The organism is Kitasatospora sp. NPDC057512, from assembly GCF_042802135.1.
In the GTDB taxonomy this organism is placed as follows: Bacteria; Actinomycetota; Actinomycetes; order Streptomycetales; family Streptomycetaceae; genus Kitasatospora.
The window spans coordinates 1-15167 of record NZ_JBHVET010000124.1 but is presented as its reverse complement, the minus strand read 5'-3'; the positions used below and the strand labels follow the sequence as shown (position 1 = coordinate 15167).

The following is a 15167-nucleotide window of genomic DNA, read 5'->3' as shown; positions in this document are numbered from 1 at the left end:
GGTGTCGGTGTCCCGGCCCACTCGTTTCCGCGGGTCCCGGTTTTCTGAAACCCGGTTCTACTTCACCGCGCCCGCGTCCGGAGCCAGGACGCCGCCGACGACCAGTCCGATGATCAGAACGCCGAGCAGTACCCGGTAGACGACGAACGGCAGGAAGCTGTGCGTCGAGATGTACTTCAGGAACCAGGCGATCGCCGCGTAGCCGACCACGAAGGCGATCACGGTGGCCAGGATGGTCGGCCCCCAGGCCGGGGCCGGGCCCTCACCGATCTTGAACAGCTCCAGCGCCCCGGAGGCGAGCACTGCCGGGATGGCGAGCAGGAACGAGTAGCGGGCCGCCGCCTCCCGGCTGTAGCCGAGCAGCAGACCCGCGCTGATCGTGCCACCGGAACGGGAGACGCCCGGGATCAGCGCCAGCGCCTGGGCGAAGCCGTAGACGCCCGCGTGCGGCAGCGTCAGGTCGGTGATCGGACGGGCGTGGCGGACGGCCCGGGTGCGGTCGGCGAAGGCCAGGATCAGGCCGAAGACGATCAGCGTGGTGCCGATGATCCGCAGGTCGCGCAGGTGGGTCTCGATGGTGTCCTGGAACAGCTTGCCCAGGATGCCGATCGGCAGGGTGCCGATGATCACGAACCAGCCCATCCGGGCGTCCGGGTCCGAGCGCAGCGCCGGCCGGAACAGGGACAGCGCCCAGGTCCTGACGATCGAGGCGATGTCCCGGCGGAAGTAGATCAGCACCGCCGTCTCGGTGCCGAGCTGGGTGACGGCCGTGAAGGCCGCGCCCGGGTCGTCCCAGCCGAGCAGGGCCGAGAAGACCCGCAGGTGGGCGCTGGAGGAGACCGGCAGGAACTCGGTGAGCCCCTGGATCAGGCCGAGGACGGCCCCGTGGAACCAGTCGATCACCGGGCACCCGCCGGGGGTATCCGTCGGGCGAGGGGCTGGGGCGGCATGGGCGGGTCCTTGCGGGTCGGAAGGGCGTGCGGGACCACCGTGACCCGCCCGGCCCGCGGGCCGCGCGCGAGCCCGGCGCGCGGCTGATGGTACGGGGTGAAAGTGACAGTTCTTTGTTCACCCTTTGTTCCGGCTTTGCGCACGGGGCCCCTGCCGCTCCGGCGGTGGCCGGGAGCTACAGCACCGGCCGCGCCCGGACCCAGGTGCGGTCCGCCGTCAGGTAGCGCTCGACCGCCAGGCCGGCCTCCGCGAGCGCCTGCTCGAACGCCTCGGTGCTGAGCGGTCGGGACAGGAAGGTCTGGGTCCAGGTGCCGTCCGGGAAGACGTACTCGAAGCGCACCGAGTTGACGCCGTCGCCGACCGGCGTGGCCGAGACCAGCCGGGCCCGCGCGTCCGGGCCGATCGAGCTCTCCCGGGGCACGTTCCGGTGCCAGTCCTCGCCCTCGCGCTGCACCAGCACGCAGCCGTCCTCGGCGACGTGCCGGCGGCAGGTCTCCAGCAGGCCCTGGCGGACCGTCACATCACCGGCGTGCACCAGGAAGGAGGCGAGCATGACGACGTCGAAGCGCTCGCCGAGGTCCAGTCCTTCGATCGGGCCGCGTACCGTGCGGACGTCCGGACGGACCCGGGCCAGCATGTCGGCGGACTCGTCCACGGCCGTCACGGTGAAGCCGCGGTCGGTCAGCGGGTGCGTCATCCGGCCGACGCCGCAGCCGAGTTCGAGGATGTGCGCGCCGGGCGGCACCGCCGCCTCGATCACGTCCGGGGCGTCGCCCACGGGGAGGCGGGTCCACACCTCGACGGCGCAGCCGTCCGGGGTGATCGCACCCTTGCCCGTTCCGTCGTAGCCATCGCGTCGTTCGTCTGCCATGCCGTTCATCGGAACACGGACGGGTGGGCGGGGGAAGAGGGCGTTGGCGTGGACCGGCGGGCCGCGGCGCGTTCGGGCCCGGTCTACCGGGGGCCGTCCTCCAGGTCGGCCAGGGTCGCGTGCAGCCAGGCGAGTTCGGCCTCGGTGGTGGCGCGGGCGACGAGCAGCAGGCCGCGCCGGAACGGGTCGTCGAACTCCTCGGCGCCGATCGGGCGGTCGCCCTCGTAGAAGAAGCTGGCCGGCTCGGCGAGGAAGGCCAGTCGGCGGCGGAGCACGGCGGCCTGGGCGGCGGGGTCGGCGAGGTGCCGCAGGAAGGCGAGCAGGGTGAACCAGCGGTTCTCGTCGCTGACGTCGAGCGGTTCGGGCTCGCGCAGCCGGTCGAGCAGCGCGGCGCGGCCGGCCCCGGTGAGGTGCAGGGTGTGCCGGGGCGCGGCGGCGCTGCCCGGCTCGGTCTCGCGGACCAGCAGGCCGTCGGCCTCCAGGCGCTTGATCGCGGGGTAGAGCGTGCCGTCGCTGATCGGTCGGACGTGCCCGGTGAGCGCGGCGAGGTGGCGGCGCAGCTCGTAGCCGTGCAGGGGGCGGTCGTACAGGAAACCGAGGATGGCGAGCTTCAGCATGGGGCCACTCTCTCAGATCCGTCCCTCGGAGTGTGGGTATCTCGCTATCGCCATACCTCGACTTCGAGGTATGGTCCTGCTCGTCCGCCGGAGACACCCGGGCCGGAACCCCGAGCCGGCCCCCAGGAACCAGGAACGAGGAGCGAGTGAGCATGCGCGAGGCCCCTGTCACCCCGAACGGCGACCGGATCCGCTGGGTCGAGCTGCCCGGAACCGAGCCGGTGCGGCTCTACCTGCACGGGCTCGGCTCCAGCTCGCCGGCCTACTTCGCGGCCGCCGCCGCCCACCCGCTGCTGGCCGGGCGGCGCTCGCTGCTGCTGGACCTGCTCGGCTTCGGCCTCAGCGACCGGCCGACGGACTTCGGCTACACGCTGGAGGAGCACGCGGACGCGGTCGCGGCGGCGGTCGCGGCCGCCGGGCCGGACCGGGTCGAGGTGGTCGGCCACAGCATGGGCGGGGCGGTCGCGATCGTCCTCGCCCGGCGGCACCCGCACCTGGTCGAGCGGCTGCTCCTGGTGGACGCCAACCTGGACCGGGTCGACCCCGACCGGCGCCGCCCCGGCAGCAGCGGCATCGCGGCCTACGGCGAGGAGGAGTTCCTGGCCGGCGGCCTGGGCGAAGTCGCCGAGCGGGTCGGCCCGTTCTGGTGGTCCACCATGCGGCTGGCCGGCCCGGAGGCGCTCCACCGCAGCGCCCGCCACCTCGCCCGGGCGACCGAACCGACCATGCGCGAGCTGCTGCTCGGCCTCGACCTCCCGCGCACCTTCCTCCACCCGGCGGCGGACGGCGAGCCCACCGGCGCCGACGCCCTTCGCGCGGCCGGCGTACGGGTGGTCGCGGTGCCGGACTGCGGGCACAACGTCATGATCGACAACCCGGACGGCTTCGCGGCCGCCGCGGCGGCGGCGCTCGAACAGCGGTGAGCGGGTTCGGGGGTCGCCCGGTGCTTCCGCTCAGTGCCCCCGCAGGGGCACGAAGCGCACCGGCGTCCCCGGTCGGGCCTGGGCGGCGGCCGCGAGGTCGGCGGTCGGCACGACGCCGACCACCGGGTAGCCGCCGGTGGTCGGGTGGTCGGCCAGGAACACCACCGGCTGCCCGTCCGGCGGAATCTGCACCGCGCCCAACACCATGCCCTCGCTGGGCAGTTCGCCGTCCCTGGCGCGCGCGACCGGCGGGCCCTCGGTGCGCAGCCCGACCCGGTTGCCGGTCGGGGAGACCAGGTACCGGTCGCGGCCGAGGCGGGCCACCGCCTCCGGGGTGAACCAGTCCGCGCGCGGTCCGAGCCGCAGCCGCAGCACCAGTTCGGCGGGGGGAGCGGGCAGCGGCACCAGCTCCGGCCGGGCCCGGTACGGGGGCGGGGTGCCGACCGGCAGGTGGTCCCCGGTAGCCAGCGGGGCCGGCCCGAGCCCGGAGAGCAGGTCCGTCGAGCGGCTGCCGAGCACCGGCGGGACGTCGATCCCGCCCGCCACCGCCAGGTAGCCGCGCACCCCGGCCGTCGCCGCCCCCACCTCCAGCAGCGCACCGGCCGGCACCAGGACCGGCGCGCCCCAGGCGACCGGCCGGCCGTCCACCCGGACGGGGCAGGGCGCACCGGTGACGGCGACCAGGACCGCCGCGGCGGCCCGCAGCGCGACCCCGCCGAGGGTGGTCTCCAGCCCGGCGGCCCCGGGGTCGTTGCCCACCAGCCGGTTGGCCGCCCGCAGGGCCGGCTCGTCCAGCGCCCCGGCCCTCGGCACCCCGAGGTGGGCGACCCCGCGCCGCCCGAGGTCCTGGACCGTGGTCAGCGGTCCCGGCCGCTCCACCACCAGCTCGTTCAACTCGTTTCCCCCTCAGGCCCGTTCTGCGGTGAAGCGGACCCGGGTGCCCGGGGCCAGCAGGGCCGGGGGCTCGCGGTCGGCGTCCCAGAGGGTGAGCGCCGTCCGGCCGATCAGCTGCCAGCCGCCGGGGGAGGGGTGCGGGTAGACACCGGTGTACGGGCCGGCCAGGGCGACCGAGCCGGCCGGGACGGAACTGCGCGGGGTGGCCCGGCGCGGTACCTCGTACGGCGCCGGGAGGCCGGTGAGGTAGCCGAAGCCGGGGGCGAAGCCGCAGAACGCGACGACGTACTCGGGCCCGGTGTGGATCCGGACGGCGGCCTCCACGGACACCCGCCACAGCGCGGCGACCTCGGCCAGGTCGGCGCCGTCGTACACGGTCGGGACCTCCAGCAGCGGTCCGCGCGCCACCCCGGCCGCCGCCGTCGGACGGGCGGTGCGCAGCAGGGCCGCGACCGCGTCGACGTCCGCGACGCCGTCCAGCAGCAGGGTGCGCGCGGCCGGGACCAGCTCCTCCACCGCGCCGAGTGCCCCCGACTCCCGGCGCTCGCTCAGCCAGCCGTACAGCGCGGCCACCTCGGCCGTCCCGGGCAGCTCGACCAGCAGCGCCCGCTCGCCGACCCGGCGCACCGTCCCCGGTGTCACGTGAAGGCCTCCACCCGGACCCCGGCGGAGGCCAGGGCGCCGCGGATCCGCCAGGCGAGCTGGGCGGCGCCGGGGGTGTCGCCGTGGACGCAGAGCGAGCGGGCCTCGACGGCGATCCGCTCGCCGCCGGCGGCCTCCACCGTGCCGTCCCGGGCGATGGCGACGGCGCGGGTGATCACCGACTCGGGATCGTGCACCACGGCGTCCGGCTCGCGGCGCGGCACGAGGGTGCCGGCGCGGGTGTACGCGCGGTCGGCGAAGGCCTCGGCGACCACCGGGAGCCCGACGCCCTCGGCCACCTCCAGCAGCAGCGAGCCCGGCAGGCCGAGCACGGGCAGCGGCCCGTCGCAGACCGCGCCCGCCCGCAGCACGCCGGCCACCACGGCCTCGGCCTGCTCGGAGTCGCCGACCACCCGGTTGTAGAGGGCGCCGTGCGGCTTGACGTAGGAGACCTTGGAGCCGGCCGCGCGGGCGAACACCTGGAGGGCGCCGATCTGGTACGCGATCTCGTCGGCGAGCTCCTCCGGGGGCACGTCCATCGCGCGGCGGCCGAAGCCGGCCAGGTCGCGGTAGGAGACCTGGGCGCCGATCCGGACGCCGCGCTCGGCCGCCAGCGCGCAGACCCGGCGCATCGTCGACGGGTCCCCGGCGTGGAACCCGCAGGCGACGTTGGCGCTGGTCACCACGGACAGCAGCGCCTCGTCGTCGGTCAGGGTCCAGCGTCCGAACCCCTCTCCGAGGTCCGCATTGAGATCGATCACCGCATCGGCCACGCCCGTCCGCCTCCCAGCAGCTGTTGAGCCAGATGGTAGGGCCTGCGGATGAAGGCCGTTGCCCGTGACCCGGAGCCCCGCGGGCGCCGCGGCGTGTGCCCGGGGCCGCACGCCCCGGGGCGGCGCCGCGCGGGGTCGCGCCGGGGTGCGAGCCGGGCGCGCGGGCCACGTGGGCTCAACCGGCGGTCGCCGGCTCCCGGAGGGCGCGCTCCAGCGGGCGCAGCGCCCGCAGCACGACCAGGAGCGGGATGACGCCGAAGACCCCGAACGACATGTCGACGAATCGCCATGCCAGCGGAATCCCGCGCAGCGGCCCGCAGATCAGCGCCAGCGGGATGACGGCCCCGCAGGCCAGCACGGCCCAGCGGATCACCCAGATGTTGCGGACCGGGTCCTTGAGCGGCCCCCAGAAGGCGGCGGCGATCACCAGGTGCGCGAAGGCCAGCCAGTCGGTGCCGTAGGCCAGGAAGGGGTACCGCGCGTTGGTCTCGGCGACGCCCGTGTGGACCCGGTCGATCCAGGCCGTCGCACCGGGGACGTGATCGCTCAGCGGGGCGGCGGGGCCGGCGGCGAAGTCGGCCAGCCAGCGGGTCTCGGTCTCCAGCGGGAACGCGGTGAGCCCGCTGAGCACCAGGCAGACCAGGAAGAACCAGAGCCACCGTCGGACCTTGCGAAGGATGACCGCCGAGTCGCCGTCCATCTCGCACACCTCCATGCCGAGCATGCCGAAGTGCAGGCGGAGCCTTGTCCCGCCTGCGCGGAACCGACTCTAGACCCATCTTTTGAACGTGTTCAACTAGCCTTCCGGGCGGGTGGGGACAGGCGGGGTGCCCGGGGGCGTGTCGGGACGGGGAGGCGGCAGGGGACCCGGGCAGCGGAGCCTCCGCCCGCCCCGAACGCGGCGGTGCCCGGGCTCCGCGGAACCCGGGCACCGACGGCGGCCAGTGCGCCGCGTACGGCCGTTACGCCGTGTAGGTGTATGTCACCGGCGCGCTGGTCCCGCCCGCCGTGGAGACCGTGACGTCCACCGGCCCGGGCTGAGTGGCCGCCGGGGCCGTGGCCGAGCAGGCGGTCGGGCCGCAGGAGACGTGGGCGGCCGGCACCCCGCCGAAGGCCACCGCCCCGTACGTCAGGTTGCTGCCGAACACGTACACCCGGGTGCCGCCGGCGGCCGGGCCGGAGGCCGGGGAGAGGCTGCTGACCACCGGCGCGGCCGGGGCCGGCGGCGGGGCGCCGGTGTAGTCGAAGGTGACCGGCGCCGCGGCGGTGCCGCCGGGCGTCACCACGCTGACCGGGGCGCTGCCCGTGCCGCCCGGGGTGGTCACCGCGCAGGCGGTGTCGGTGCAGCGGCCGGGGGCCGGGACGCCGCCGACCAGCACCATGCCGTTGGCCAGGTTGCTGCCGCTGACGGTCACCGCGGTGCCGCCGGCGCCCGGGCCGGTGGCGGTGTCGAGGCCGGTGACGGCGGGGGCGGCCTGGACGGTCGCCGGCAGGTAGCTCCTGCTGCCGAGGTCGTAGCCGGAGACGTGCCCGGTCGGGTCGGCGTCGTTCGGGTTGGCGACCGTCGCGGTGATCGCGCCGACGATCGGCACGCCGGGCGTGGTGGCCAGGTTGAGCTTCATGAAGTTGTAGCTCCCGACCGCCCGGGTGGCGGTGAACACGGCCTCCAGGTGGCGGTGGTCGGGGGAGAGGGTGGTGGTGAAGGTGTAGTCCGGCGGCGTGGGGAAGAACATCGCACCGTCGGTGGTGACGCCGGGCGGCAGGTCGAGGGTGATGTGGGTCGGCCCGGTCAGGTCGGCGGTGCCGGACACGGTCCAGGACACCGACATGTTGCCGGTGGTGAAGAACCCGCCGGGGTAGTTCCCGCCCTGCGAGACGGTCACGTGCTGGGCGGAGGTCGGGACCGCCGGGGTCGCGGCCTCGGCGGTGGCGCCGGTGGCGAGGACGACGCCGGTGGCGAGGGTGGTCACGGACAGCGCGGCGGCGAGGCCCGCTTCGGCCAGTCGGGTGATCATGGGTCGATCATCACCGAACCGATGCGCGACCCTCACGGTTTTCTCGAATACCGGTTCGGGAATGGCGGAATCCCGTCGGAACCACGTTCCGAATCCGTCACCCGAACCGCCGCCCACCTGCCGCTCCGCCCGCCCGCAAGGTCCGTTTCGGTCGAACTCGGTGCGAACCTCTAATCTTGTCCACCGTGACCGCCATCGCAGACCCGCCCATCGAGCCCGGCCTCCGACCCCCGGCCGGCCCGGCCGCCGCGCGCCCCGCGCCCGGCCCCGCCGCCGACGAGGGCCTGGCCCGCCGGCTCAAGGCGCTGGCCTGCACCGCCCCGCTGCACGACCTGGACAACCGCAAGGTCAACCTGGCCGGCGAGTACGGCGGCTACGCGATGGCCGAGGTCGGCCTCGCCGCGATCGACCTGGTCACCCTGCACATGGACTTCGACACCGGGGCCGACCGCGAGATAGTGCTGGCCCGGCTGCTGCCCCGGGTCGCCGCCCAGGCCGCCGGCCGTCCCGCCGTCGAGCACGAGCGGGTCGCCCGCTGGGTGCTGGAGTCGCTGATCAACGTCGGCAGCGTGGACCGCGGCTTCCGCGCCGTCTACGGCACCTTCGGCGCGGACGGCGAGTACGTCCGCCGCGACTACGACTTCAAGCTGATCGAGGAGGTCCCCGGCCCCGACGGCGGCGTCTACCTGCGCACCACCGACGAGGCGGTCAACGTCCTGGTCGGCGCGCTCGACACCGACGTCACCTCGGCCCAGATCGCCGCCGAGGTCAAGCTGGAGGTGCTGATCCGCCGCGGCCGCCTGGCCGACGCCCAGCTCGCCGCCGAGCAGGCCCGCTACCGCACCGTCCAGTACGCCGAGACGCTGCGCCGCGCCCTGGACGCCACCCGCCGCAACGTCCGGGCGGTGGACTGGATGCGCGCCATCCCCGATCTCATCGAGGAGGCACTGGACCACATCGCGGACCGCTACCGGCACGAGAACGCGATTCTCACCAACATCCGCAAGGCCCGCGACGAGGCCGAGGACCCGGAGCACAAGCGCCGCGCCGCCGAGCTGGTCGACATCGTCAAGGACTGCATCCGCCGCCACACCCAGCTCCAGACCCGCCTGCTGGAGGCCGGCCCGCTGTTCCGCGCCGAGCAGGACCGCCAGGCCTTCGCCGCCCCCGGCGCCCGCAGCGGCATCGACCTCTACGGTCAGCTGCTCGCCCCCGTGCTGCGGCTGCCGATAGAGCAGGCCGTCCGCCCCACCGGCGCGTTCTTCGCCCGCGGCGCCGGTCTGCGCACCCCGGTCTCGGTCCGGGTCGCCGACCTGGTCGACCTGCTGCTCACCCCGCCGGTCGAGCGCGAGCACCTCGGCGCCGAACTGCCCGACCCGGACCTCGTCGCCACCCCGGACGACAGCCGGTTCTCCGAGGCCCAGCTGGAGTCCGCGATGCTCCTGCTCGACCTGCCCCCGGACGCCCCCCGCCGACTCTCCGGCCTGCTCGCCGACGCCCGCAAGCAGGACCCGGACCTGCCGTACCTGGTCGCCCTGCTCGCCGTGCACGCGGCCAGCCCGCCGGTCGGCACCGCCTACCGCCAGGGCGAGGAGCGGCTGCTGTTCGCCGTGGACGACGGCACCCCGCTGCGCGACCAGGAGTTCGGCGGCGCCGACCTGATCGTCGGCAGCGCCCTGCTCGACGCGGTCGGCATGGCCGCCGACCGCAAGGACGCCGGCTGACCGGCCGGGAGCACACGTTGCCGGGACCAACCCCGCCGGGACCAACCTTGACGAACCGTAACCACCGCGCCACCCCCGAGGAGCACCGCCCGTGACGACCCACCACGACACGTCCTGGGCGGCCGAGACCGAACCCGCGGCCCCCGCGCCGATCACCCCGGCCGACGTCGCGGACGCCGCCCGACTGGTCTCCTTCGGCCTCCAGGCCAAGCTGCTGCCCGCCCGCGACGCCGAGTACGCCGAGCTGGTGCGCCGCCACCGCGAGGACCCGCCGTTCGCCCGGCTCGCCGACGCCATCGCGACCGGCATGGGCCTGGTCGTCCTGGAGGTCTCCCCGCGGGCCGGCATGGCCGTGGCCGCCGCCGAGGACTCGCTGTTCGCCGTCCGGATGGGCGACTACTCGCGCCGCGCAGCCTCCGAGTCCACCGACCGCTTCCTGCACGGCCTCGCCCACCTGGCCGTCGCCGCGATGGCCTTCCCGCGCCCCGAGGACCTCGCCGACGACGGCTACCTCGGCCGGATCACCGTCAACGGCGTCGACTCCTTCGTCCGCCAGGCCTGCCGCCGCCTGGAGGAGCAGGCCGACGCCGAGGGCGCCAACACCGACCCGGCCTCCGACGCCCCCGGCCTGGAGGCCGCCTGGCGGGTCTGGGCCCGGCGCACCGCCACCGGCGCCACCAAGGACGCCCGCCGGCTCTCCGGCTCCACCATCGGCATCGTCGCCAAGGCCGTGCTGTTCCTGGTCGACTCCGGCTTCCTCCAGAAGGTCTCCGACGACTCCGGCGGCACCTACCGCACCACCGCCCGCTACCAGCTCCAGGTGCGCGACCTGGCGGGCAGCGCGGCCATGGCCGAACTGCTCGACCTCGGCATCGTCCCGGTCTCCGACGGCACCGCCAGCCTGCTGCCGCCGGACACCGGCGACGAACTGGTCGCCGACGCGGGGCTGCCGTTCCACTCCCTCTGAGCCCCGGCGCCCGGAGCCCACCCGCTCCGGGCCCCACCGCGCCGGCCCCGGCCCACCCGCCCCGAGCCGGCCCGCCGTCCATCCCTCATGCCACGCAAGCCACGGAGAACAGCCGCACATGTACGAGCTCAACCGGGTCCGCCTCTACTCGATCGGACCGGCCGGGGCCCGCTACGCCGACACGGTGCTCGACCTGCGCGGCGTCGGCGAGCCGGTCGCCGACCCGGCCCCGCAGCAGATCGGCCTGTTCGGCGAGGACCCCGACGGCCCGGTCCGCCGCCCCGCCCCGGCCGGCGTGCTCTTCCTGGAGAACGGCGGCGGCAAGTCCGTCCTGCTCAAGCTGATCTTCTCGGTCATGCTCCCCGGCCACCGCAACACCCTCGGCGGCGCCAGCTCCGGCGTGCTGCGCAAGTTCCTGCTCGCCGACGACTGCGGCCACGTCGCCCTGGAGTGGCAGCACACCGTCACCGGCGAGCTGATCGTGGTCGGCAAGGTCAGCGAGTGGCGCGGCCGCCAGGTCTCCTCCGACCCGCGCAAGTTCGCCGAGACCTGGTACTCCTTCCGCCCCGGCCCCGGCCTGACCCTCGACTCGCTGCCGGTCGCCGAACGGGTCAGCCTGGCCGGCGACCAGAAGGCCCGCGGCCGCCGCCGCACCATGAAGGGCTTCCGCGACGCCCTCACCGAGGCCGGCAAGGCCCACCCGCACCTCGACCTGGTCTTCGAGGACGGCCACGACCGCTGGACCGAGCACCTCGGCGAACTCGGCCTCGACCCCGAACTCTTCCGCTACCAGCGCGAGATGAACGCCGACGAGGGCGAGGCGGCCGGCCTCTTCGCGGTCAAGCACGACAGCGACTTCACCGACCTCCTGCTGCGCGCCGTCACCGACACCCGGGACACCGACGGCCTCGCCGACCTCGTGCACGGCTTCGCCGCCAAGCTCGGCCGCCGCGCCGAGCTCACCGCCGAACGCGACTTCACCGCCGGCTCGCTGGACCTCCTGGAGCGCATCGCCGAGGCCACCACCGCCCGCGAGACGGTCCGCGAGGCCCACCGCACCGCCGAGCGCCGCACCCGCCGGCTCGCCCACGCCCTCGCCTCCCGCGCCACCGCCGAACGCGACCGCGCCCAGGACCTCGCCATCGAGGTCGCCGCCGCCGCGGGCGCCGTCACCGCGGCCGAGGCCGACCGCACCCGGCACAGCCTGATCACCGACGAACTCACCCACCGGCACGCCACCCTGAGCCTCACCGCGGCCACCGCCGAGGCCGCCGCGCTGCGCCGCGAACTCATCGACGCCCGCACCCTGCACTCCGCCTGGCAGGCCGCCGAGGCGGTGCTGCGCCAGCGCGCCGCCGCCGACCGGGTCGCCCGGGTCGCCGCCGCCATCCGCGAGGCCGAGCTGGACGCCGCCCCCGCGCTCGCCGCCCGCGCCCGCGCCGCGACCGCCCTGGCCCGCGCCCTGGAGGCCGCCGCCGCGGCCGCCGAGTCCCGCGCCGACACCGAGGAGGAGCGCGCGGGCGAACTCCAGCAGGACGGCGGCAAGGCGCAGACCGACGCCACCGAGGCCGCCACCGCCGCCCAGAAGGCCCGCAGCGAGGCCGACCACCTGCGCCAGCGCCTCGCCGAGGTCGAGCAGGAGACCGAGGCCGCCGTCTCGGCCGGCTTCATCGACGCCGACGGCGACGTGGACCCGGCCCGCGCCGCGCTGTACGCCGCCGACGTCGAGAAGGCCGCCTCCGCCGCGCTCGCCCAGGCCCGTACCGCCGCCGAGTCCGCCGCCGCCCGGCTGCGCGAGGCCGCCGCCGCCACCTCGCGCGCCGAACTCGCCGCCGAGCGGGCCGGCGACGCGCGCAAGGACGCCGCCCGGGCCCTCGCCGCCGAGCAGCGCACCGCCGCCCTGCTCGCCACCGAGCAGCGCCTCGCTGACCTGCTCTCCCTGACCCCCTACCAGGAGGGCGCCGAGGAGGACGCCGGCTTCCTCACCCCCGCCCTGCTCGACCGCAACGCCGAGTACCTGCGCGAACTCCTCGACGAGTCCATCGCCACCGCCGAACGCACCCTGTTCGACCTCCGTACGGCGGCCGCCGACGACTCGCGCATCCTCGCCGCCCTCGGCGACGGCGGCCTGCTGCCGCCCGGCCCGGACGTGCTCGCCACCGTCGAGTACCTCGCCGAGCACGGCATCCCGGCCCTGCCCGGCTGGCGCTACCTCGCCCAGTCCGTCGACCCGGCCGACCACGAGGCGATCCTCGCCGCCCGCCCCGAACTGGTCGACGGCGTCGTCGTCACCGACCCCTCCTCGCTGGAGCGCGCCCGCGAGGCCCTGCAGGCCGCCGCCCTGCTGCCGCGCTCCACCGTCGCCGTCGGCGCCGCCGCCTCGCTGATCGCCCCGATCACCGACGAGCCCGCGTTCTTCCTCGTGCCGCCGAACCCGGCCATGCACGACGAGTCCGCCGCCGACGGCGAGCGCCGCGACCTGCGCGCCCGGGCGAGCGCCCGCGAGGAGCACATCCGCGAACTGGCCGGCCGCCTCGGCGCCGACCGCGCCCTCGCCGCCCGCCTCGCCTCCTGGCACGCCAGCTGCCCGCCCGGCACCCTCGCCGAGCTCGCCGCCGCGGCCGAGGCCGCCCGCGAGCACGCCGAGCAGGCCGCCGCCGCCCTGGCCACCCTGCGCGCCGACCACGACGAGGCCGACCCCGACCACGCCGCGGCCGCCTCCGCCCACGAGGAGCACCGCGAGGCCGCCCAGCGCGCCCGCCGCCGCGCCGACGCCCTCTCCGGCCTCGCCTTCCGGCTGCGCGAGCGTGCCAACTGGGCCCGCCGCCAGCGCGAACTCGCCGAGGACGCCGCCGAGTGCGACCGCCGCCAGGCGCTGTGCGCCGAGCGCGCCCGCACCTGCGACGAGGACCGCCGCGCCGCCCAGCGCGCCGCCGACGACGCCCGCCGGACGGCCCGGGCGCTGCGCGCCGAACGCGCCGAGATCCCCGCCGCCGAGCAGGCCGACGAGCCCGCCGAGACCGCCCCCGCCGCACTGCCCGCCCTGCGCGAGGCCTACCGCGCCGCCTCCCAGCTGTACGAGAAGGTCGGCGTCGGCGCCGACCTGCGCGCCGAACAGGCCCGCGCCGAGGGCGACGAGGCCGCCGCCGCGACCGAACTCGACCGCCTCACCAACAAGGTGCGCACCCGCGCCGAGGAACTCCTCGGCAGCCCCGACGGCGCCGACGGCCCGGCCCGCCAGGCCGCCGCCGCCCGCGCCGAGGAGCTGGTCGCCACCATCGAGGCCCGCTCCGCCACTGCCAGCGAGCAGCTCGGCCGGCTGCGCGGCGAGGCCGAGCGCTCCGCCCCCGCCGACGGCGAGGCGCACACCGAGCTGCCCGAGGACCTCGTCCCCACCGATCCGGAGCACGCCCAGGCCCTGCTGCGCACCGCCACCAGCCGCCTGGCCGAGCGCCGCGAGGCCCTGGACGCCGCCCGCACCGCCCACGCCGACCTCCAGCGGACCTTCGACACCGCCCAGGCGTCCGCCGCCGACTTCGACGAGCTGGCCGGCCAGCTGCGCGACGGCCTGCGCGACCACCAGGAGGACCCGGACGACCCGGTCGAGCCGTACCTGGGCTCGCTGACCGAGGCCCGCACCGGCGCCACCGAGGCCCGCCGCGCCCTGCGCACCGCCGCCGGCGAACTGTCCTCCTCCGAACTCGCCGTCCGCGACACCGCCGACGCCCTGGTCCGGCACGCCAACGCCGCCCGCTACGAGGCCGTCCGCACCCCCGCCCGCCAGCAGATCCGCGAACTGCCCGCCTCCGCGCTGCCCGAGCACGCCGCCGCCTGGGCCACCGCCTTCGCGCCCCGGCTGCGGGTGCTCACCGACGAGCTCGCCCAGCTGGAGAAGAACCGCGGCTCGATCGTGGACCGGCTGCGCGGCCTGGTCGAGTCCTCGCTCACCACCCTGCGCGCCGCCCAGCGGCTGTCCCGGCTGCCCGAGGGCCTGGGGGAGTGGTCCGGCCAGGAGTTCCTCCGGATCCGCTTCGAGGACCCGGACCACGCCACCCTGGTCGAGCGCCTGGGCGAGGTCATCGACGAGGCCACCCGCGCCGCCGTCAGGAAGAACAGCGACCTGCGCCGCGACGGCATGTCCCTGCTGCTGCGCGGGGTCGCCGCCGCGATCGGCCCCAAGGGGGTCAGCGTCGAGATCCTCAAGCCCGACGCGGTGCTGCGCGCCGAGCGGGTCAGCGTCGGCCAGATGTCCGACGTCTTCTCCGGCGGCCAGCTGCTCACCGCCGCCATCGCGCTGTACTGCACGATGGCCGCGCTGCGTGCCAACGACCGCGGCCAGTCCCAGCTGCGGCACGCCGGCACGCTGTTCCTGGACAACCCGATCGGCCGCGCCAACGCCACCTACCTGCTGGAGCTCCAGCGGGCCGTGGCCGACGCGCTCGGCGTCCAGCTGATCTACACCACCGGCCTGTTCGACACCACCGCGCTCGCCGAGTTCCCGCTGGTGATCCGCCTGCGCAACGACGCCGACCTGCGGGCCGGCCTCAAGTACATCTCGGTCGAGGAGCACCTGCGCCCGGGCCTGCCCGCCGCGCCGGACCCGGACGGCCCGACCATCCACGGCGAGATCACCGCCACCCGGATGTTCAAGCGCCCCGCGGAGGTTCCCGCCCAGCCGTGAACTCACCTAGGGCCTGCCGCCAAACTCGCGTCTGCGGGGCGACGCCGGGGCACGCACCTCGCCGCGTTGTCGTCGGTCGCCAATGCTCCGCAGTGGCTCCCTCCTCCGC

12 protein-coding genes are annotated in these 15167 nt (G+C 75.9%); 4 read left to right on the top strand and 8 right to left on the bottom strand.

Annotated elements, in window-relative coordinates; all coding sequences use genetic code 11:
* Positions 1 to 57: 57 nt before the first annotated feature.
* The 3 genes from ACFU6K_RS11580 to ACFU6K_RS11570 all read right to left on the bottom strand — a co-directional run bounded on the left by ACFU6K_RS11580 (position 58) and on the right by ACFU6K_RS11570 (position 2439).
* Positions 58 to 900: an undecaprenyl-diphosphate phosphatase gene (locus ACFU6K_RS11580; RefSeq protein WP_380662358.1), complete on the bottom strand. Its 843-nt coding sequence runs from the start codon at positions 898 to 900 to the stop codon at positions 58 to 60.
* A 226-nt stretch (positions 901 to 1126) separates the two neighbouring features.
* Positions 1127 to 1822: a class I SAM-dependent methyltransferase gene (locus tag ACFU6K_RS11575; protein WP_380662357.1), complete on the bottom strand. Its 696-nt coding sequence runs from the start codon at positions 1820 to 1822 to the stop codon at positions 1127 to 1129.
* A gap of 83 nt (positions 1823 to 1905) precedes the next feature.
* Complete coding sequence (locus ACFU6K_RS11570; protein WP_117492440.1) at positions 1906 to 2439, bottom strand: PadR family transcriptional regulator; 534 nt, start codon at positions 2437 to 2439, stop codon at positions 1906 to 1908.
* Positions 2440 to 2591: 152 nt separating this feature from the next.
* Here ACFU6K_RS11570 and ACFU6K_RS11565 point away from each other — a divergent pair, with 152 nt between their 5' ends.
* Positions 2592 to 3362, top strand: a complete 771-nt coding sequence (locus ACFU6K_RS11565) for an alpha/beta fold hydrolase (protein ID WP_380662356.1) — start codon at positions 2592 to 2594, stop codon at positions 3360 to 3362.
* Positions 3363 to 3392: 30 nt separating this feature from the next.
* Here ACFU6K_RS11565 and ACFU6K_RS11560 read toward each other — a convergent pair whose 3' ends face one another.
* The 5 genes from ACFU6K_RS11560 to ACFU6K_RS11540 all read right to left on the bottom strand — a co-directional run bounded on the left by ACFU6K_RS11560 (position 3393) and on the right by ACFU6K_RS11540 (position 7686).
* Positions 3393 to 4256, bottom strand: a complete 864-nt coding sequence (locus ACFU6K_RS11560; protein ID WP_380662355.1) for a biotin-dependent carboxyltransferase family protein — start codon at positions 4254 to 4256, stop codon at positions 3393 to 3395.
* Positions 4257 to 4268: 12 nt separating this feature from the next.
* Positions 4269 to 4898, bottom strand: coding sequence for a 5-oxoprolinase subunit PxpB (pxpB, locus tag ACFU6K_RS11555; protein WP_380662354.1), 630 nt, complete (start codon positions 4896 to 4898; stop codon positions 4269 to 4271).
* Positions 4895 to 5671, bottom strand: a complete 777-nt coding sequence (locus tag ACFU6K_RS11550; protein WP_380662353.1) for a LamB/YcsF family protein — start codon at positions 5669 to 5671, stop codon at positions 4895 to 4897. The genes pxpB and ACFU6K_RS11550 overlap by 4 nt, the downstream gene beginning before the upstream one ends.
* Positions 5672 to 5846: 175 nt before the next feature.
* Positions 5847 to 6371 carry a hypothetical protein gene (locus ACFU6K_RS11545; protein ID WP_380662352.1) on the bottom strand — a complete coding sequence of 175 codons (525 nt, stop codon included), beginning with the start codon at positions 6369 to 6371 and terminating at the stop codon, positions 5847 to 5849.
* Between the two features lie 262 nt (positions 6372 to 6633).
* Positions 6634 to 7686, bottom strand: coding sequence for an IPT/TIG domain-containing protein (locus ACFU6K_RS11540; RefSeq protein ID WP_380662351.1), 1053 nt, complete (start codon positions 7684 to 7686; stop codon positions 6634 to 6636).
* Positions 7687 to 7871: 185 nt separating this feature from the next.
* Between ACFU6K_RS11540 and ACFU6K_RS11535 the strand changes: the two genes are divergently transcribed.
* The 3 genes from ACFU6K_RS11535 to ACFU6K_RS11525 all read left to right on the top strand — a co-directional run bounded on the left by ACFU6K_RS11535 (position 7872) and on the right by ACFU6K_RS11525 (position 15058).
* Positions 7872 to 9410, top strand: a complete 1539-nt coding sequence (locus ACFU6K_RS11535) for a hypothetical protein (protein WP_380662350.1) — start codon at positions 7872 to 7874, stop codon at positions 9408 to 9410.
* 91 nt (positions 9411 to 9501) lie between these two features.
* Entirely contained in the window at positions 9502 to 10377 is an 876-nt protein-coding gene (locus ACFU6K_RS11530; RefSeq protein WP_355268040.1) for a hypothetical protein, read from the top strand.
* Positions 10378 to 10495: 118 nt separating this feature from the next.
* A complete protein-coding gene (locus tag ACFU6K_RS11525) occupies positions 10496 to 15058 on the top strand; it encodes a hypothetical protein (RefSeq protein ID WP_380662349.1) in 4563 nt (1520 codons plus the stop codon).
* Positions 15059 to 15167 lie beyond the last annotated feature (109 nt).